Source organism: Allobosea sp. 05T438, assembly GCF_056396025.1.
The window spans coordinates 135,618-153,196 of the sequence record NZ_JBFTKQ010000001.1 but is presented as its reverse complement, the minus strand read 5'-3'; the positions used below and the strand labels follow the sequence as shown (position 1 = coordinate 153,196).

General features: G+C 66.2%; 18 protein-coding genes. 13 read left to right on the top strand and 5 right to left on the bottom strand.

What is annotated here, in order from left to right; genetic code table 11:
* Positions 1-28: 28 nt before the first annotated feature.
* Positions 29-481, top strand: coding sequence for a CoxG family protein (locus tag AC1DIN_RS00750; RefSeq protein ID WP_476808328.1), 453 nt, complete (start codon positions 29-31; stop codon positions 479-481).
* A gap of 47 nt (positions 482-528) precedes the next feature.
* Here the strand turns inward: AC1DIN_RS00750 and AC1DIN_RS00745 are convergent, their stop codons facing one another.
* Positions 529-1,860 carry a methyl-accepting chemotaxis protein gene (locus tag AC1DIN_RS00745; RefSeq protein WP_476808327.1) on the bottom strand — a complete coding sequence of 444 codons (1,332 nt, stop codon included), beginning with the start codon at positions 1,858-1,860 and terminating at the stop codon, positions 529-531.
* A gap of 339 nt (positions 1,861-2,199) precedes the next feature.
* On the opposite strand from AC1DIN_RS00745, the gene AC1DIN_RS00740 reads away from it, so the two are divergent.
* The 3 genes from AC1DIN_RS00740 to AC1DIN_RS00730 all read left to right on the top strand — a co-directional run bounded on the left by AC1DIN_RS00740 (position 2,200) and on the right by AC1DIN_RS00730 (position 5,985).
* Complete coding sequence (locus AC1DIN_RS00740; protein WP_441471665.1) at positions 2,200-2,700, top strand: (2Fe-2S)-binding protein; 501 nt, start codon at positions 2,200-2,202, stop codon at positions 2,698-2,700.
* Between the two features lie 94 nt (positions 2,701-2,794).
* Positions 2,795-5,158, top strand: coding sequence for a xanthine dehydrogenase family protein molybdopterin-binding subunit (locus AC1DIN_RS00735; protein WP_476808326.1), 2,364 nt, complete (start codon positions 2,795-2,797; stop codon positions 5,156-5,158).
* A gap of 17 nt (positions 5,159-5,175) precedes the next feature.
* Entirely contained in the window at positions 5,176-5,985 is an 810-nt protein-coding gene (locus AC1DIN_RS00730) for an FAD binding domain-containing protein (protein ID WP_441471667.1), read from the top strand.
* 154 nt (positions 5,986-6,139) lie between these two features.
* Here AC1DIN_RS00730 and AC1DIN_RS00725 read toward each other — a convergent pair whose 3' ends face one another.
* Positions 6,140-6,493 carry a SnoaL-like domain-containing protein gene (locus tag AC1DIN_RS00725; RefSeq protein ID WP_476808325.1) on the bottom strand — a complete coding sequence of 118 codons (354 nt, stop codon included), beginning with the start codon at positions 6,491-6,493 and terminating at the stop codon, positions 6,140-6,142.
* A 122-nt stretch (positions 6,494-6,615) separates the two neighbouring features.
* On the opposite strand from AC1DIN_RS00725, the gene AC1DIN_RS00720 reads away from it, so the two are divergent.
* From AC1DIN_RS00720 to AC1DIN_RS00710, 3 genes are all read left to right on the top strand, one after another.
* A complete protein-coding gene (locus tag AC1DIN_RS00720) occupies positions 6,616-7,536 on the top strand; it encodes an AAA family ATPase (RefSeq protein WP_441471669.1) in 921 nt (306 codons plus the stop codon).
* A 54-nt stretch (positions 7,537-7,590) separates the two neighbouring features.
* Positions 7,591-7,971, top strand: a complete 381-nt coding sequence (locus AC1DIN_RS00715; protein ID WP_476808324.1) for a nuclear transport factor 2 family protein — start codon at positions 7,591-7,593, stop codon at positions 7,969-7,971.
* Positions 7,972-8,104: 133 nt separating this feature from the next.
* Positions 8,105-9,322, top strand: coding sequence for a vWA domain-containing protein (locus AC1DIN_RS00710; RefSeq protein WP_476808709.1), 1,218 nt, complete (start codon positions 8,105-8,107; stop codon positions 9,320-9,322).
* Here the strand turns inward: AC1DIN_RS00710 and AC1DIN_RS00705 are convergent.
* On the bottom strand, positions 9,312-9,968 hold the full coding sequence (locus tag AC1DIN_RS00705; protein ID WP_476808323.1) for an alpha/beta fold hydrolase: 657 nt from the start codon (positions 9,966-9,968) through the stop codon (positions 9,312-9,314). The two genes, AC1DIN_RS00710 and AC1DIN_RS00705, sit on opposite strands and share 11 nt — an antisense overlap.
* A gap of 160 nt (positions 9,969-10,128) precedes the next feature.
* On the opposite strand from AC1DIN_RS00705, the gene AC1DIN_RS00700 reads away from it, so the two are divergent.
* From AC1DIN_RS00700 to AC1DIN_RS00685, 4 genes are read left to right on the top strand one after another with little or no spacing between them, the layout of a single operon-like run.
* Positions 10,129-10,452, top strand: a complete 324-nt coding sequence (locus AC1DIN_RS00700) for an XdhC family protein (protein WP_476808322.1) — start codon at positions 10,129-10,131, stop codon at positions 10,450-10,452.
* 1 nt (position 10,453) lies between these two features.
* Complete coding sequence (locus tag AC1DIN_RS00695) at positions 10,454-11,083, top strand: LysE family translocator (RefSeq protein ID WP_476808321.1); 630 nt, start codon at positions 10,454-10,456, stop codon at positions 11,081-11,083.
* Positions 11,084-11,087: 4 nt separating this feature from the next.
* Positions 11,088-11,780: an XdhC family protein gene (locus tag AC1DIN_RS00690; protein ID WP_476808320.1), complete on the top strand. Its 693-nt coding sequence runs from the start codon at positions 11,088-11,090 to the stop codon at positions 11,778-11,780.
* A gap of 12 nt (positions 11,781-11,792) precedes the next feature.
* Entirely contained in the window at positions 11,793-13,394 is a 1,602-nt protein-coding gene (locus tag AC1DIN_RS00685; RefSeq protein WP_476808319.1) for an NTP transferase domain-containing protein, read from the top strand.
* A gap of 3 nt (positions 13,395-13,397) precedes the next feature.
* Here AC1DIN_RS00685 and bcsS read toward each other — a convergent pair whose 3' ends face one another.
* On the bottom strand, positions 13,398-14,129 hold the full coding sequence (gene bcsS, locus AC1DIN_RS00680) for a cellulose biosynthesis protein BcsS (protein ID WP_476808318.1): 732 nt from the start codon (positions 14,127-14,129) through the stop codon (positions 13,398-13,400).
* 158 nt (positions 14,130-14,287) lie between these two features.
* Here bcsS and AC1DIN_RS00675 point away from each other — a divergent pair, with 158 nt between their 5' ends.
* Positions 14,288-14,557, top strand: coding sequence for an usg protein (locus AC1DIN_RS00675; RefSeq protein WP_441471677.1), 270 nt, complete (start codon positions 14,288-14,290; stop codon positions 14,555-14,557).
* A 121-nt stretch (positions 14,558-14,678) separates the two neighbouring features.
* Positions 14,679-15,278: an exopolysaccharide biosynthesis protein gene (locus tag AC1DIN_RS00670; RefSeq protein ID WP_476808708.1), complete on the top strand. Its 600-nt coding sequence runs from the start codon at positions 14,679-14,681 to the stop codon at positions 15,276-15,278.
* Between the two features lie 9 nt (positions 15,279-15,287).
* Here AC1DIN_RS00670 and AC1DIN_RS00665 read toward each other — a convergent pair whose 3' ends face one another.
* Complete coding sequence (locus tag AC1DIN_RS00665) at positions 15,288-17,513, bottom strand: putative bifunctional diguanylate cyclase/phosphodiesterase (protein WP_476808317.1); 2,226 nt, start codon at positions 17,511-17,513, stop codon at positions 15,288-15,290.
* Positions 17,514-17,579: the final 66 nt, after the last annotated feature.

Genomic DNA, 17,579 nt, shown 5'->3' with positions numbered 1-17,579 from the left:
CCGCGGCCTACAGCTCGGGAGATGCGCCATGGCGATGACGATGAACGGCGAGGTGACTCTGCCCGCCGCAAAGGAAGTGGTTTGGGCCAAGCTGAACGATGCTGACGTGCTGAAGGCCTGCATTCCAGGCTGCGAGCAGCTCAACAAGGACGATGAAACGCATTTCTCCGCCGTGGTGAAGGTCAAGCTCGGGCCGGTGAAGGCCAACTTCAAGGGCAAGGTCGAGCTCAACGACCTCGACCCGCCGAACGGTTATCGCATCGCAGGCGAGGGCGAGGGCGGCATCGCCGGCTTCGCCAAGGGCGGGGCCCGGGTCAATCTGAGCGATGCCGGAGGCGGTCAGACGCTGCTGCGCTACGAGGTCGAGGCCCAGGTCGGCGGCAAGCTGATGCAGCTGGGCTCGCGGCTGATCGATTCGGTCTCGAAGAAGCTCGCCGACGAGTTCTTCGCCAATTTCGCCAAGGCGGTCAGCGAAGGCTAGATCGCCGCGCGTCCTTTCGGACGCGAAGTGGCGATGTATCTCGGACCTCAGGAGGCCTTGCGCAGAGCGTCCAGCGCCTGGGAGACCGCCGTCTCGGCCGCGCCGACCTGAAGGGCGACGTCCGCCGCGGCCGCGTTTGCCCGTTCCAGGGCGCCCTGCGTCATGTCGAGGCTGTCATTGACGGCGTTGGCGCTCTCGATCGCGACATCCGAACTGCCGGCGACCAGCGAGGCATCGTGAGCGATCATCGCCGTCACCCGGCTCTGCTGGGAGACGGCTTCCGAAATCGCCTCGGAATCCTGCCTGATCGCGTCAACCGTGGCGGCGATGGCTGCGGCATGGGCGCTGCAGGATTGGGCGCTGGCGGTCAGCTCGGCGATCTGGCCGGCAATGTCCTGCGTGGCGTTCGCGGTCTGCGTCGCCAGTGACTTCACTTCGGAAGCGACCACGGAGAAGCCGCGTCCGGACTCCCCGGCGCGCGCCGCCTCGATCGTGGCGTTGAGGGCGAGCAGATTGGTCTGCGCCGCGATGTCGGCGATCATGCCGACGACCTTGCCGATATTGCCCGTCACTTCGCGCAAGCGGGCGATCGCCTCGTTCATCTGCCCGGCATCGAGCACGGCCTGTTGCGTGATCGACAGGCTCTGCCGGGCGCGCTGGCCGATATCGGCGATGTTGGCCGACATCTCCTCCGTGGCGGCGGCGGTCTGGATCGACTTTTCCCGGACGACCACCGATGCGCTCGCGACCTTGCCGACCGTATCCTTGATGAAGGCGGTGGCGCGGCCGGTTTCGGTGGCCGTGGAGACGAACTGCTCGACCGCTTCGCTGATGGTGTTGTCCAGGTTGCCGATCCGGAATCGCAGGGTCGCGGCGGTCTGATCGATGGCGGAGGCCCGCCGCCGTGCATCGGCTTCCTCGTACTCGCGGTTCATCGTCATCGCGGTGTTGACGTCGTAGGTCAGCACTCGTTCGATCACGAAAAGATCCTCGGCGAATTGCCGCGGTGTGAACAGCGAGCGGCGGCGGCTCTCGAGGCAGAGCTCGCGGAACAGCGAGAAAGCGATCGAGGAGCGAGCCCTGGCGCGAACGCGGGCCTCCCTCTCGAGCAGACAGAGCCGCTCGGCCGAAGTGACGTAGTTCTCGTCGTAATCGCCTTCGAACAACAGGCGGAAATGCGCGGCGGAGGCTGGGTAGAGCGTCTCCGATACGGGGGCGACGCTGTTGCGAAGCTCGCTGTGGATGGAAAAGGCGCGCTCGAAATCGGCTGCAACCAACTGGTCGATCACGTCGTCGACCAAAGGGCGGTAGAGGCGCAGACGTGTGCGCTGCTTCTCGCCGTAGCCGATCGCCAGCAGCCGGCGTTGAATCTGTTCCATCAACACGGGCACGCGGCGACCCTCGTTCGCGGCCGGGATGGCGGCCACGAGCGCCGATGTTGTGGCAATACCCTTAAAAAAGCACCAACGCTGCAAGCTGGCTCACGATTTCCGGTCAGTGTCCGAGCAAGACGAAAACCGTCCTAATTCGGCGCAAAATGCATAGCACACTGAAAGTACCTGCCGCTTGACCCGGCAAAATCGTGGGTCCACATTCGTTTTTGAGCTGTTCCAAGGAAAAGCTGCCCGATGGGGCGAAGCTGCCGGAAGCGCTCAGCCTGACCCAGACCCAGGGAGGGGGTGGGCGGGCATCAGAGACGGGTCACAGGAGATGTGCTCATGACCACTGTTTCGCTGACGGTGAACGGCAAAGCCGTCACCGCCAATGTCGACCCGCGCACGCTGTTGGTGCAGCTTCTTCGCGAAGATCTGAGACTGACCGGCACCCATGTCGGTTGCGACACCAGCCAGTGCGGCGCCTGCGTCGTGCATCTCGACGGCAAGGCCGTCAAATCCTGCACCACGCTGGCCGTCTCGGTCGACGGTGCGAACGTGACCACCATCGAGGGGCTGGCCGATGGCGCCACCCTGCACCCGATGCAGGAGGCGTTCCGCGAGCATCACGGCCTGCAATGCGGCTTCTGCACGCCCGGCATGATCATGGCCGCCGTCGACATGGTGAACCGACGCGGCCACGAGCTCGACGAGAAGACGATCCGCGAGGATCTCGAAGGCAACATCTGCCGCTGCACGGGCTACCATAACATCGTCAAGGCGATCGCCGCCGGTGCGGAGGCGATGGGCAAGAGCGCGGCGCCGGTGCGCCAGGCTGCCGAGTGAGGCACCCGCCTGCGCCCCGTGGCGCGGGTTTTCATCCTTCATGCGTTCCAGCAGTGAGGCGTCCGAAAGAGGCGCTGTGCGAGGAGGGAACACCATGTCCGTTACCGGAATCGGCGCCGCAGTCCGCCGCAAGGAAGATCACCGCTTCATCACCGGCCAGGGCCGCTATACCGACGACGTCAACCGTCCGGGGCAGGCTCATGCCTACTTCCTGCGCTCGCCCCATGCCCATGCCAAGATCGGGTCGATCGACACCAAGGCCGCCGCGGCGATGCCGGGCGTGCTTGGCATCTTCACCGGTGCCGATCTCGCCGCCGACAAGATCGGCGGGTTGATCTGCGGCTGGATGATCCACAACAAGGACGGCTCGCCGATGCGTGCCGGTCCGCACCCGGCGCTGGCGCAGGGCAAGGTGCGCTATGTCGGCGACCATGTCGCCGTGGTGGTTGCCGAGACCCTGGCGCAGGCGCGCGACGCGGCAGAGGCGATCGTGGTCGATTACCAGGAGCTGCCGGCGGTGGTCGACACCGCCACGGCCATCGGCGCCAAGACCGTTGTCCATGACGAGGCGCCCGACAACAGCGTGTTCAACTGGCATCTCGGCGACAAGGACGCGACCGAGAAGGCGTTCAAGGCGGCCAAGCACGTCACGAAGCTTGACCTCGTCAACAATCGGCTGGTGCCGAACGCGATGGAGCCGCGCGCTGCCGTCGGCGATTACGATGCCGGAGACGGCATCTTCACACTCTATACGACCAGCCAGAACCCGCATGTGGCGCGGCTCGTGCTCTCTGCCTTTATCGGCATCGCGCCGGAGAACAAGTTGCGCGTGATCGCGCCGGATGTCGGCGGCGGCTTCGGCTCGAAGATCTTCATCTATGCCGAGGAGACGGTCTGCGTCTGGGCGGCGAAGAAGGTCGGGCGGCCGGTGAAGTGGACGGCGGACCGGACGGAGGCCTTCCTTTCCGACGCACATGGCCGAGACCACGTCACCCACGCGGAACTCGCGACCGACGCGGAGGGCAAGATCCTCGGCATGAGGGTGCACACCACGGCCAATCTCGGCGCCTATCTTTCGACCTTCTCCTCCTCGGTGCCGACCTATCTCTACGCCCCGCTGCTCTCGGGCCAGTACGACATCCCGGCGATCTATTGCGAGGTCGACGCGGTCTACACCAACACCGCCCCGGTCGATGCCTATCGCGGCGCCGGGCGACCGGAGGCGACCTTCGTGGTCGAGCGGCTGGTCGAGGTCACGGCGCGCCAGCTCGGCAAGGATCCGGCCAAGTTCCGGCTGCAGAACTACATCAAGAAGTTCCCGCATCAGACGCCGGTCATCATGATGTACGACACCGGCAACTACAGCGCCTCGCTGAAGAAGGCGCTGGAGATGATCGACTACAAGGGGCTGGGCAAGCGCAAGCGCGACTCCGCCCGCAACGGCAAGCTGCGCGGCATCGGCTTCTCCTCCTACATCGAGGCCTGCGGCATCGCGCCTTCGGCGGCGGTGGGCTCGCTTGGAGCGGGCGTGGGCCTGTGGGAATCGGCGGAGGTCAGGGTCAATCCGGTTGGGACCGTCGAGGTGCTGACCGGTTCGCACAGCCATGGCCAGGGCCATGAGACGACCTTCGCCCAGCTCGTCTCGGACCGGCTCGGCATTCCGATCGACAATGTCTCGATTATCCACGGCGACACCGACAAGGTGCAGATGGGCATGGGCACCTATGGCTCGCGCTCGGGCGCGGTCGGCATGTCGGCGATCTTCAAGGCGCTCGACAAGGTCATCGCCAAGGGCAAGAAGGTCGCCGCCCATGTGCTGGAGGCGGATGAGGCCGATATCGACTTCGCCGACGGGCATTTCGCGGTGAAGGGCACCGACCGGAAGCTCGATTTCGGCTCCTGCGCGCTGCAGGCCTATATCGCCCACAAGTTCAACGGGCAGGAGCTGGAGCCGGGGCTGAAGGAGGGGGCGTTCTACGACCCGACCAACTTCACCTTCCCGGCCGGCGTCCATATCTGCGAGGTCGAGATCGATCCGGACACGGGTGTGACCCGGATCGATCGCTGGGCGGCGGTCGACGATTTCGGCAACATCATCAACCCGATGATCGTCGAGGGGCAGGTCCATGGCGGCATCGCTCAGGGCGTCGGCCAGGCGCTGCTGGAAGGCGCGCGCTACAATGACGACGGCCAGCTCGTGACCGCGAGCTTCATGGACTACTGCATGCCGCGCGCGGACGACCTGCCGTCCTTCGATGTGGGCATGACGGTGACGCCATGCCCGTCGAACCCGCTCGGCATCAAGGGCTGCGGCGAGGCCGGAGCCATCGCATCGCCCCCCGCCGTCATCAACGCCATCACCGACGCGCTCGGCCATGAGGACATCGCGATGCCGGCCACACCCCAGGCGGTGTGGCGCGCGGCGCAGAAGTCGATCAGCCGCATGGCGGCCGAGTGAGCTGAAAGGAAGAGCAAATGTACGCTTTCACCTATCACAAGCCCACAAGCGCCCGGCAGGCGGCGACGCTGCTTGCCAAGAAGGAGGACGCCAAGCTGCTGGCCGGCGGCCATACCTTGCTGCCGACGATGAAGCAGCGGCTGGCCTCGCCGACCGCGCTCGTCGATCTCGGTGGCTGCGCCGATCTCAAGGGCATCGCCCGCAAGGGCCGCAACCTCGTCATCGGCGCGATGACGACCCATGCCGAGGTCGCTGCCTCGGCTGAGGTGCAGGAAGCCATTCCGGCGCTCGCCTTCCTCGCCGACCATATCGGCGACCCGCATGTGCGCCACCGCGGCACGATCGGCGGCTCGGTCGCCAACAACGACCCGGCGGCGGACTATCCTGCGGCGCTGCTGGCGCTCGGCGCCACAGTCGTCACCAACAAGCGCAAGCTGACCGCCGACGAGTTCTTCACCGGGCTCTACGAGACGGCGTTGGAAGAGGGCGAGATCATCACGAAGGTCTCGTTCCCGCTGGCATCGAAGGCGGGCTACGCCAAGTTCCGCAATCCGGCCTCCCGCTATGCCATGGTCGGCGTCTTCGTCGCCAAGCGCGGCAGCGAGATCCGCGTCGCGGTGACGGGGGCGGGCGAGGGCGGCGTCTTCCGCTGGCCGGAAGCGGAAGCGGCGCTCAAGACGCGCTTTGCGCCGAAGTCGCTCGACGGGCTCAAGCACACGGCTGACGGCATCAACGGCGACATTCACGCCGACCCCGAGTACCGCGCCCACCTGATCGGCTCCATGGCCAAGCAAGCCGTGGCGCAGGCGACGGCGAAGGCGGGCTGACGGCCGAGGGTTTGTCCGAGGCGTGGCGGCACATGCTCCGTGATGCCCGGGCTCGACCCGAGCATCTCGTGAAGGCGAGGCGTGCTTCTTCCGGCAGGAGATTCTCGGGTCAGCGCTTCGCGCTGCCCCCAGAATGACGATCTACGGAGATGCTTCAGTAGAAGAAACGTTCCTCGGCGATCCGGCCGTTCGCGACGGTGTAGAGACCGACCTCGTCCATCACTCGGCGTTCGCCGGTCTCCTTGACGGTGACGTCGACATGGAAGCGGACGGCGAACTGGTCGCCGTTGAGATAGGGGCCTTCGCTGCTGAACTCGTGCATCTCGTGGTTCGCGACCCACCACTCGCCCTTCTGCCTGACGGCTTCCTTGCCGCGGCAGACGGCMATCGGGCCGGACATGTTCTCGTAGCTGACGATGTCGTCGGCGTTGAAGCGGTTGGCGGCCTCGTGGTGCTTGCCCTCCTTGAGCAGGGCAACGAAGTCCTTGGCGATCTGATCGGTGGTCATGATCTGCGCTCCGTCGTTCAGGCATAGCGAGCCTGGAGTTTCCTACCGCCCTGCCATGTCAGCAGCATGGCCGTGCGCGCCGCGCCTTCCTTCATCCTGCCCGCCGCGATAGAAAATCGGTCATGCTGAACGCTTCCCGCATTCCCGCCTCCATCGACGCCACGCTCGCCCTGCTGCAGTCGCAGGGCTATGTCGCCGACCGCGCGCTGGCGACAGTGCTGTTTCTGGCGCTCCGGATGAAGCGCCCGCTGCTGCTCGAAGGGGAGGCCGGCACCGGCAAGACCGAGATCGCGAAGGTGCTCGCCGCGGGCCTGGGCCGGCGGCTCATCCGGCTGCAATGCTATGAGGGGCTCGACCTTGCCTCCGCCGTCTACGAGTGGAACTATTCCGGGCAGATGATGGCGATCCGCCTCGCCGAGGCCGGCGGCGTTGCCGAGGATCGCGAACGGCTGGAAGGCGATATCTTCTCCGAGAAATATCTGGTGAAGCGGCCGCTGCTGCAGGCGCTCGAACCGCAGGACGGCGGTGCGCCGATCCTGCTGATCGACGAGCTCGACCGCACCGACGAGGCCTTCGAGGCTTTCCTGCTCGAAGTGCTGGCCGATGCGCAGGTGACGATCCCGGAGTTCGGCACGGTGAAGGCTGCCGAACCGCCGATCGTGATCCTGACCTCGAACCGCACGCGCGAGATCCATGACGCGCTGAAGCGGCGCTGCCTCTATCACTGGGTCGGCTATCCCGACGCGGCGCGCGAACTCGCCATCCTCAAGGCAAAGGTGCCGGACGCGCCTGCCAAGCTCTCGAAGCAGGTCGTCGGCTTCGTGCAGGCGATCCGCAAGGAGGAGCTGTTCAAGGCGCCGGGTGTGGCCGAGACGCTGGACTGGGCGACGGCGCTGGTCGAGCTCGACGCCGTTGCGCTCGATCCGGCCATCGTCTCCGACACGCTGGGCGCGCTGCTGAAGTACCAGGACGATATCCAGGCGATGCAGAGCTCCAAGGTGAAGGAGTTGCTGGATCAGGCCAAGGCCGAGGTGGGTCGCTAGTCTTCAACTCGCGACAACAAGCGACATCGGCGGAGCAGCGTGAGGAGGGGTGTCGTGAACGCAGACATCAAGGCCGTTGAAGCGACGGTGCGGACTTATCTCGATGGGCTCTATGAGGGGGATGCGGAAAAGCTCGCGCATGTCTTTCATCCGACAAGCGCGCTCACCACCGCCCGCGAGGACGGCACGCTCCACATCGTCCCGCGCGATCAATGGCTCGATCTCGTTCGGAACCGGCCTTCGCCCCACGCGGCGGGGCTGCAGCGCGACGACCATATCCTGACCATCGATCTCGTCGGGCCGACGCTGGCGCTGGTCAAGGTCAAATGCCAGATGCCGCCGCGCTACTTCACCGATCTGCTCTCGCTGCTGAAGATCGAGAGCCGCTGGCAGGTTGTCCAGAAGGTGTTCATGACGGAGACGAAGCCGGTATGATCAACCTCGGCCATCATCCTGAGGAGCCGCGCAGCGGCGTCTCGAAGGATGCTTCAGAGCGAACTGGAACATCCTTCCAGACGCGGGCGGTGCCCGCTCCTCAGGAGGAGGGTTGAGCTATGTGCTGTCCCCCATGACCGGAAAGCTCTCCGAGAACGTTGCCTATTTTGCGCGAGCCTTGCGCGCGGCCGGGCTGCCGGTCGGGTCCGGGGCGGTGGTCGAGGCGGTCGAGGCCTTGGGCGATGGTGCATTGGGCGACCGAGACGACGTCTACTGGGCCCTCCACGCGATCTTCGTGAAGAAGCATGAGGACAGCCCGATCTACGACCAGGCGTTCCGGCTGTTCTGGCGCCGCCGCAACCTGATCGAGAAGATCATGGCGCAGATGTCGCCGGTTTCGCCCGGGGCCGAGCGCCAGCCGGAGAAGGCCGAGGCGGGGGCGTTGCGCGTGGCCGAGGCCTTCTCGCCGCCGGCCCGCGAGGATGAGCCGCCGGTTGAGCTGACTGAGCTTACGGCGCGGCTGACGGTCTCGGATCGCGAGATGCTGAAATCGCGCGACTTCGCGCAGATGACCGCGGCGGAAATCGCCCGCGCCAAGCAGCTCATGGCCGAATTGAGGCTGCCGGACGACAGCGTGCCGACGCGGCGGTTCAGGCCCCTGGCGCATGGACGGACGATCGATCTGCGCCGTACGCTCCGGCAATCGCTCAGGGGAGGCGGCGGCTCGATCGACCTGGCCTTCCGTGAGCGGCGCGAGATGCATCCGCCGATCGTGGCGCTGGTCGATATCTCCGGCTCGATGGCGGAGTATTCGCGCATATTCCTGCATTTCCTGCATGCGCTGACCGAGAAGCGCCGGCGCGTGCATTCATTCGTCTTCGGCACCCGGCTGACCAACGTCACCCGGATGCTGAAGGCGCGCGATCCGGACGAGGCGCTGGCGCTTGCCGGGAGGGCGGCGCCGGATTGGGAGGGTGGCACCCGCATCTCCGCGGCACTGCACGAGTTCAACCGCGTCTGGTCGCGGCGCGTGCTGGCGGGCGGGGCGGTGGTGCTGCTCTTCACGGACGGGCTCGAGCGCCATCTCGACGACAGCCTCGCCTTCGAAATGGACCGGCTGCACCGTTCCTGCCGGCAGCTGATCTGGCTCAACCCGCTGCTGCGTTACGACGCCTTCGCGGCGCGGGCGAGCGGCATCCGGGCGATGCTGCCGCATGTCGACAGCTTCCGGCCGATCCACAATCTCGCTGCCATGGCGGATCTCTGCACGGCGCTTTCGCGGGAGGTGGGGCGTGAGAACGATCCGCGCCTGTGGTTGAAACGGGCGCAGGTACCGAGGATCAGCGCCTGAAGCGGCCGTGCTGCAGGAAGTGGATGGTCTGGGCCATGGCTTCCGGATCGCGCATGATCAGGGGATGGCTCGTCGGCAGGACGATGTGGTCGCTCATGCCGGCGACGCGGGTGCGCTCGACCGAGACGCGCCCGTCATTGGGGCCGGGCAGCACCAGCGACGCGAAGACATAGAGCGAGCGATCCCCGGCGATGACGCCGAGCGGGTAGTCCACCTCTCCGAGCAGGCGGCACAACTCCTCGCTGCGCTGCGTCGCGAGCTGCCCGCCTGCCGGGCCAAAGGCGCTCTGATACAGCCAGTTCCGCTGCAGCAGGTCGGCGATCTCGCTGCCCTCGTTCGGCGGGGCGAGCATGACCACGCGGCCGAGCCGCTCCGGGGGGAAACGGTTGATGTAGGCGCGGGCGACGAGCCCGCCCATCGAATGGGTGACGAAGTGGAGATGCCCGGTCAGCGCGGCCTCGAAGGTCGCGATCGGGTCGTGAAGCCCTTCCACGATCTCGGACAGATCCTGCCGGCGCGAGGGGTAATCGAGATTGAGGACGCGATAGCCCGCCGCCGTGAGGGCCTGTTCGAGCAGCTTCATGGAGGTTGCGCGGCGCAGTATGCCGTGCAGCAGGACGACGCCGTCTTGGCCGGTCGCGGCCATGGATTTCCTCGGATCTGAGCGGGAAGGGCTTTGAACTTGGCAGAGCGCTAGCACATATATCGGCTGAGCATAACGACCGTGCTGGGTTCGCTCGACGCGAACCGGCCATTGGCGCATAAGATCGCATCTCGTTTCCGCGTCATCCGCGAAAGGCCCGGCGATGATCAGCACCGACACCGACATCCTGCGCGCTGCCGAGGAGTGGAGCCGCGGTGGCCGGCATGTGGCGATCGCCACGGTGGTCGAGACCTGGGGCTCGGCGCCGCGCCCGGTCGGCTCGCATCTCGTCATCGACGGCGAGGGCAATTTCCTCGGATCGGTCTCCGGCGGCTGTGTCGAGGGCGCGGTGGTGGCCGAGGCCGCCGAGGTGATTGCCGACGGCAAGGCGCGCATGCTGGAATTCGGCGTTGCCGACGAGGCGGCCTGGAAGGTCGGCCTCTCCTGCGGCGGCCGCATCAAGGTCTATGTCGAGAAGGTGAACTGAGATGGCCTCCTGGGAAACGCTGATCGCCTTCGCGACGGTGACGATCCTTGTCGCCTATTTTCCGGGGCCGGCGCTGCTCTACACCGCTGCCCAGACGATCAGCCATGGCCGCAAGGCTGGCCTGATGGCGATGCTCGGAATCCATCTCGGCTGCTATGTCCACGTCTTTGCCGCCGCCTTCGGCCTCTCCGCCGTGTTCAAGCATGTGCCGGAACTCTACATGGCGGTGAAGATCGCCGGAGCGATCTATCTGGTCTGGATCGGCATCGGCATGATCCGCTCGCGGATGGGCGCGCCCGATCAGCCTGTCGCGCCTCCGAAGACGGTGAAGCGCGCCCTGCTCGATTCCTTCATCGTCGAGATCCTGAACCCGAAGGTCGCGCTGTTCTTCATCGCGCTCTTGCCGCAGTTCGTCGATCCCGCCGCCTCGCTGCCGGTCTGGGTGCAGTTCCTGATCCTCGGCACGATCGTCAATTTTGCCTTCTCCTCGGCCGATCTCGTCACTGTCTTCGGCGCCTCCTTCGTCGTCGGCGCGATGAAGAAGACCAGGGCGGGGTTCGCCTTCGGACGCTGGATCGGCGGCTCGCTGATGATCGGGCTGGGGCTGAAACTCGCGGTGGACAGGGGCTGAGCCCGTGGATCTCTCACTCCTCGCGGCGCTCAATGCCGAGCGCCAGGCACGCCGCGCCACCGTGCTCGTCACCGATATCGCCAGCGGTGCGCAGCGGCTCGTCAGGCAGGCGGCGATTACCGGCGATCCGCTGGCCGAGCCGCTGGAACGGCAGCTGCGCATGGGCAAGAGCGGCATGGTCGAGGTCGAGGGTGTCCAGTACTTCCTCACCGTGCAGGCCCCGCATCCGCGGATCGTGGTGACGGGCGCCGTTCATATCTCGCAGGCGATGGCGCCGATGGCGAAGACGCTCGACCTCGACCTCGTCATCATCGACCCCCGCACCGCCTTCGCGACGCCCGAGCGTTTTCCGGAGACCGAGTTGCTGGCGGAATGGCCGGATGAGGCCATCGGCCGGATCGGCCTCGACAGATACACTGCCTTCGTCGCCCTGACGCATGATCCGAAGATCGACGATCCCGGCCTGGAAGCGGCGCTGCGTTCGGACTGCTTCTATGTCGGCGCGCTCGGCAGCCGGAAGACCCATGGCAAGCGTGTCGAGCGCCTGACCGCGGCGGGCTTCGATACTGCCGCGATCGAGCGCATCCGCGCGCCGATCGGGCTCGATATCGGGGCGGTTTCGCCGGCGGAGATCGCGCTCGCGATCCTCGCGGAGATCGTCTCGACTTTGCGCGGCCCGCGCCGCAAGCCGGCCTGAAAGGCGCAGCAGATGAGGTTCGGGCCCGTCCCCATCGCCGAGGCTGTCGGCTGCATTGCGGCGCATACGATTCGCGCCGGCGGGGCGACGGTGAAGAAGGGCGCCACGATCAAGGCGGAGATGGCGGCGCGGCTCCAGGAAGCCGGTGTCCGCGAGATCGTCGCGGTCCGTCTGGAGCCTGGCGATATCGGCGAGAACGCAGCTGCCGAGCGCCTGGCCGCACAGATGACCGGCGAGGCGATTACCGCCGAGCTGCCCTTCACCGGCCGGGTCAACATGTTCGCCGCCGCGGCGGGCGTTCTCAAGATCGACGTGGCCGCCATCGATGCCTTCAACGCGGTGGATGAGGCGATCACGGTCGCGACACTGCCGGCCCTCAAGGCAGTGGTGGCGGGCGAGCTCGTTGCGACGGTCAAGATCATTCCCTACGCGGTTGCCGAGACCCAGATGCAGCAGGCGCTGGCGGCGCTCGGGGCCGGGCCGGCCATCGCGGTCGCACCCTATCGTCCATCGCGGGTGGCGGTGATCTCGACCCTGTTGCCGGGCCTCAAGCCGAGCGTCGTCGACAAAACCTTGCGGATCATGGAGGAGCGTCTGGCGCCGGCACAGGCCGTTCTGGCGGCCGACAAGCGCGTGCCGCATCAGCCGCGGCCGCTCGCCGAGGCCATTGCCGAGCAGGCGAAGGGAAATGCCGACATCATCGTGGTGTTCGGCGCCTCGGCCATCACCGACCGGCGCGACGTCATTCCGCAGGCTCTGGTGGAAGCCGGCGGCGAGGTCGAACATCTCGGCATGCCGGTCGACCCCGGCAATCTGTTGATGCTCGGCAGGCTCGAAGGCAAGCCGGTGATAGGGGCGCCCGGCTGTGCTCGCTCGCCGAAGGAAAACAGCTTCGACTGGGTGCTGCAGCGCAGCCTCGCCGGCATCCGGGTCGGACGGTCGGACGTCCAGCGGATGGGCGTCGGCGGGCTGCTGATGGAGATCGTCTCGCGGCCGCAGCCGCGCGCGCCCGGGCATGGCGAAGCCGGCTCGATTGCCGGAATCGTGCTCGCCGCCGGGCAGTCGACGCGCATGGGGGCAAGCAACAAGCTGCTTCAGCCGCTGCGCGGCAAGCCGATCCTGCGTCACGCAGTGGAGGCGCAGCTCGAAGCCGGCCTGTCTCCGGTCCTCGTCATTACCGGTCACGAGCAGGGTGCCGTCGCGGCTGCCCTTGCGGATCTGCCTGTCCGGGTCGTGCACAACCCCGATTATGCCTCGGGCCTGGCGAGCTCCTTGAAAACCGGGATCGCGGCCCTGCCCGGCGAGGTGCGGGGCGCGGTGGTTTCGCTCGGCGACATGCCGAACGTGACCCCGAATGTGATCGAGCGGCTGATCGACGCGCATGGAGCGCGGCCGGAGGCGCTCGCCGTCGTGCCCACGCTGTTCGGGCAGCGGGGCAACCCGGTGCTGCTGGCGCGAGAGGTTTTCCCGGCAGTGTCGTTGCTCACGGGCGATCGCGGGGCGCGGCGGCTGCTCGACGAAGCCGGCGAGCGGGTGGTCGAGGTCGCCTTCGAAGATCCGGCGATCGCGATCGACGTCGATACGCCGGAGGCGTTGCGGGCGCTGCAGGGCTGAGCGTCAGAGGAGCCAGTGCAGGCTCAGCGAGCCATAGGCGTTCGAAGGCCGGTCGCTTGTTCTCTGCCAGCCGCCGGACAGGCGCCATTCCAGATTGAGGAATCGCAGGCCCGTGAGGTGAAGCCCGAGCCGCAGCTTGCGATAGTCTTGCTCGCGATAGGCCTCGACTTCGGGGCCGACATAGAACCCGGTCGGCATCTGCCAGCCGGGTGCAAGCCGCCCCCAGAGCCGATGATTGACCGAGGAAACATAGGCATTGGCCTGCAGCATCATGCCATCGGCAGGCATTGCCCAGAGATCGGCCTGGAGCCGCGCGCCGTAGCGCGTCGTGATCATCGATGGACCGAAGGTTTCGACGCTCTGCTCGCTTTCGACGTCGGAGCCGGCATAAAGCGCGAAAAAGCTGTCGCCAATGCGCCATTCATAGCCCAGCATCGCCTGTGACTCGGCTTTGTAGGTGGTGCCATGCGGTGGCTGGCGGCGCGTCTGTTCCTGCGAGCCCCCGGCTTTGAGGAAGAGCCTGAAGCCACTTTCGGCAAGCCCGCCGCCGAGCGCCCGTTTCGTGCCGACCGATGCGAAGGTTTTTGTCGGCCCCGCTTCCATCGAGCCGAATATCACCACCGAGACGGGGGAACGCTCGTCCGAGGCCTCCTCCGCACAAGGCAGATCGACAGGAGCGGCTGTCACGACAAGCACCAGCCCGGCCCGCTTGGCCTTGCCCCAGCCATACGCCACGCACACCCCCCGATAACGCGATGTCGCGGGCGCCGACCCACGTACCGGTTGAGATTGCAGCAGGTTGGCATTAAAGTTGCAAGGGTTTGTTAACCAACCGGGAGCAGCCTCGACATATCCGGCAAAGCTTTCATTCCGTTTCAGGAGAGGAGGTGGCGATGGTCTCGGCAGACTTCATCAAGCAGCTGGAAGGCTACGGGCTGACAACGGCGACGATCCTCTATCGTATGCCGGATCACCTCCACGTCCTGCAGACCTATATCTGGCAGCAATACGACCTGGCGCCTCGCTTTCCGGTGCTTCAGGAATTTCTCGCCTTCTGGCGGCGCGAGCTCGATGGACCGCTTCATTCGGTCACCGTCGCGCATTCACGCCTGATCCGGCCGGCCGAAATCCGCAACCTGAACGGCGTGCTGACGCTGCACTGAGCAGGCCGCCCTTGGGGTGGCCTTGAGCGCCGGACATTGAACGCCTGCGCGGGGCGTGCTTGTTGGGCGGCGGTCGGCCATGCTAGGCGGGCGCTTCCGCTTCGGCACGGCCTTTGTTCCCTTGTCATCTTCCCTGCGCACCTCCGGACTTCTCACGGCTCTCGCCGGACTGCCCGGGGAACGGATTGCGGTCGGTACGATCGTCGCCGCACTTCAGGACCGGGCCTACGCCCTGCTCGTCGTGCTGCTCGGCCTGCCGAACTGCCTTCCGATGCCGCCGCCGATCCCGTTGGTCTGCGGTCTGGTCCTCGCCTTCATTGCCCTGCAGATGCTGATGGGCCGGCGGATGCCGTGGCTTCCGCAGGCGCTGCTCAACCGCAGCATCGGCAAGCCCGAGCTCAATCGCGCTGTGCAGCGGGCGCTTCCAGCGCTGGTCCGGCTCGAACGCTTCTCCAAGCCGCGCCTGACGATGCTGGGCAGCCCCTACGCGGTCCCGATACTGGGACTTCTGATACTGGTCCTGGCGCTGGGTCTGATCGTCGCAGCGCCGTTCATCGGCCAGATACCGCTCGGCCTCGCCGTCTGTCTGGTTGGACTCGGCCTCGTCGAGCGCGACGGGGTGCTGATCATCATCGGGGCGGTCTTCGGTGCGGCGGGGCTGCTGCTCAGCGCCGGTTTCGCCTACGCGATCTTCAGCGGCATCCACGAGCTGCTGTTCTGAAGACGGATTTCAGGCGGCAACGAGGACTTCAGCAAAAGGGTTGTTGAGATCCAGCAGCCGGTCGATCTCATTGGCGGGCACAGCCTTCGAGAACAGGAAGCCCTGGAGCTCATGGCAGCCGATTGCCTGCAGGAAGCGATGCTGCTCGGCCGTCTCGACGCCTTCGGCGCAGACGCGCAGGCCAAGTGCGCGGCCGAGATGCGCCATGGAGTGAACCAGAATCGCGGATTCGCCGGTTGCTTCCATGTATTCGAGGAACGAACGGTCGATCTTGATCTTGTCGAAGGCAAAGCGCCGCAGATAGATCAAGCTCGAATAGCCGGTGCCGAAATCGTCGAGCGCCAGTCCGACGCCATGAGCGCGGATATCCATCATCGCGGTCTCGGCCGCATCGGCATCCTCGATCAGCACGCCTTCGGTGAGCTCGAGCTCCAGCTGTGCCGGATCGAAATCGGTCTCCTCGATGATGCGGATGACGTTGGCGACGAAGTCCTTGTGGCGGAACTGGATCGGCGAGACGTTGACGGCGAGCCGGACGCCCGACCAGCGCCTGGCTTCCGTGCAGGCGCGCCGCAGCACCCATTCGCTTAGCGGCACGATCAGGCCACGTTCCTCGGCGATGGCGATGAAGTCCGATGGCGGGATCATGCCATGCACCGGGTGCGGCCAGCGCACCAGCGCCTCGACGCCGACGATGGTGGAGCCGTCGACGGAGACCTGCGGCTGGTAGTGCAGCGTCAGCTCGTCGTTCTCGATGGCGCGGCGCAGATCATCCTCGACCATCCGCTTGAGCTGCAGCGACCGATTCATCTGCGTCTCGAAGAAGGCAAACCGATTCCGGCCGTTGTTCTTGGACTGGTAGAGCGCCGTATCCGCCAGTTTCAGCAGCATCTCGCGGTCCTTGCCGTCGCGCGGGCCCATCGCGATGCCGATCGAGCAGCCGATCGTGACCTCGATGCCCATGACGAGGAAGGGCTCGGTAAGGCGCGCAAGGATGCGTTCCGCCAGCGCGGTGCAGCGGGCGGGCGTGGCCTGCGTCTGAATGATGCCGAACTCGTCACCCCCGATGCGCGCGACCGTGCCTTCGGCCGGCGTGGCGCTTGCGAGCCGCGTGGCGACCTGCCGGATCAGCTCGTCGCCCGCAGTATGGCCATAGGTGTCGTTGACCGCCTTGAAGCGATCGAGGTCGATCAGCATCACCGCAAGGCTTTGGCCGTCCTGCTGCATATCGGCGAGGGTCTGGTCGAGAGTCAGGTCGAAGCTGCGCCGGTTCGGCAGGAGCGAGAGCTCGTCCTGGCCGGCGAGACGCTGGATCTGGCGCTCGCGCAGTTCGATCTGCCCGGCGGCTGCGCGCAGGCGCTGAACGACGAAAATGAAGATCGCCGAAAACAGCAATGCCACTGCGATCAGGGCCCAGAGGAACCGGTGCAGCATGACGTCGCCGGGGCGAGCCGGTGTCCAGCTCAGCCAGCCGGAGACCGCCCCGTCGGGAGCCCGCAATGCCAACCCGTTAAGCGCGTCGCTAGGCTGCGCGGCGACCAGGCGGATGTCGGCAATGCGATAGCGGTTGGACAGCTCAGCCAGCAGGCCTGTCGATATGTGCCGGTAGGCAAGCAGGAAGAGCGCTTCCGGCGTGCTCGCGGCGTTGAACGGCATGACGCGTGAAAGGTCGACGACCGTCAGCATCAGGGTTTCGTCCCCGTCCCGGACAATCGTCGAACGCGTGGCTCCGAACTGTGGAAGGATCTCCTCGCCGACGGCGGCGGAAACCGGAGATTCCTTCGCACCGTGCAGCAACATCTCGAGATGGCGCAGCCCTTCCGCACCCGCCCGGCCCAACTGCGTGTCCGTCTCGATGCCGGCCAGCACGATGCCGCGCGCGGACGCGATATAGGCCCCGTCGAAATCGGCGAACTGACCGCGCAGGCGTTTGAAGGCCGCCTGAAGCGCGGGCTTGGGATCTTCCCCCTCCAAGGCATCCGGCAGCTCGCCGGTCGCGGTCAGGCCCTGCAGGCGCAGTTCATTGGCCTTGATCTGGGCGTTGAAGGCGGCCTCGATCCGTTCCGCCTGGCGTTGCACTTCGAGGCGATTGGCCTCGCGGGTGATCGCGATGACGACGCCGATGCCGGCTGCCATCAGGAGCAGGAACGCGCAGCCGAGAGTCACCACCGTGCTCGCGAACATACGAGCGGAGGCCCCCGCATTCGTCATCTTCGCGGCAAACGGTTGCAGCATTCGTTATCCAAGGCAGGTCGTTGCCGCGATCTAAAGCCGAAATTATTGATATCCCGTTGCCGTTCG

Excerpts from the sequence above, each read along its gene's own strand:
- AC1DIN_RS00745 (WP_476808327.1), bottom strand. The coding sequence starts at position 1,860 with ATGGAACAGATTCAACGCCGGCTGCTGGCGATCGGCTACGGCGAGAAG.
- AC1DIN_RS00695 (WP_476808321.1), top strand. The coding sequence starts at position 10,454 with ATGGCCTCCTGGGAAACGCTGATCGCCTTCGCGACGGTGACGATCCTT.
- AC1DIN_RS00700 (WP_476808322.1), top strand. The coding sequence starts at position 10,129 with ATGATCAGCACCGACACCGACATCCTGCGCGCTGCCGAGGAGTGGAGC.
- AC1DIN_RS00750 (WP_476808328.1), top strand. The coding sequence starts at position 29 with ATGGCGATGACGATGAACGGCGAGGTGACTCTGCCCGCCGCAAAGGAA.
- AC1DIN_RS00710 (WP_476808709.1), top strand. The coding sequence starts at position 8,105 with ATGACCGGAAAGCTCTCCGAGAACGTTGCCTATTTTGCGCGAGCCTTG.
- AC1DIN_RS00740 (WP_441471665.1), top strand. The coding sequence starts at position 2,200 with ATGACCACTGTTTCGCTGACGGTGAACGGCAAAGCCGTCACCGCCAAT.
- AC1DIN_RS00675 (WP_441471677.1), top strand. The coding sequence starts at position 14,288 with ATGGTCTCGGCAGACTTCATCAAGCAGCTGGAAGGCTACGGGCTGACA.
- AC1DIN_RS00705 (WP_476808323.1), bottom strand. The coding sequence starts at position 9,968 with ATGGCCGCGACCGGCCAAGACGGCGTCGTCCTGCTGCACGGCATACTG.
- AC1DIN_RS00665 (WP_476808317.1), bottom strand. The coding sequence starts at position 17,513 with ATGCTGCAACCGTTTGCCGCGAAGATGACGAATGCGGGGGCCTCCGCT.
- AC1DIN_RS00730 (WP_441471667.1), top strand. The coding sequence starts at position 5,176 with ATGTACGCTTTCACCTATCACAAGCCCACAAGCGCCCGGCAGGCGGCG.
- AC1DIN_RS00685 (WP_476808319.1), top strand. The coding sequence starts at position 11,793 with ATGAGGTTCGGGCCCGTCCCCATCGCCGAGGCTGTCGGCTGCATTGCG.
- AC1DIN_RS00720 (WP_441471669.1), top strand. The coding sequence starts at position 6,616 with ATGCTGAACGCTTCCCGCATTCCCGCCTCCATCGACGCCACGCTCGCC.
- AC1DIN_RS00735 (WP_476808326.1), top strand. The coding sequence starts at position 2,795 with ATGTCCGTTACCGGAATCGGCGCCGCAGTCCGCCGCAAGGAAGATCAC.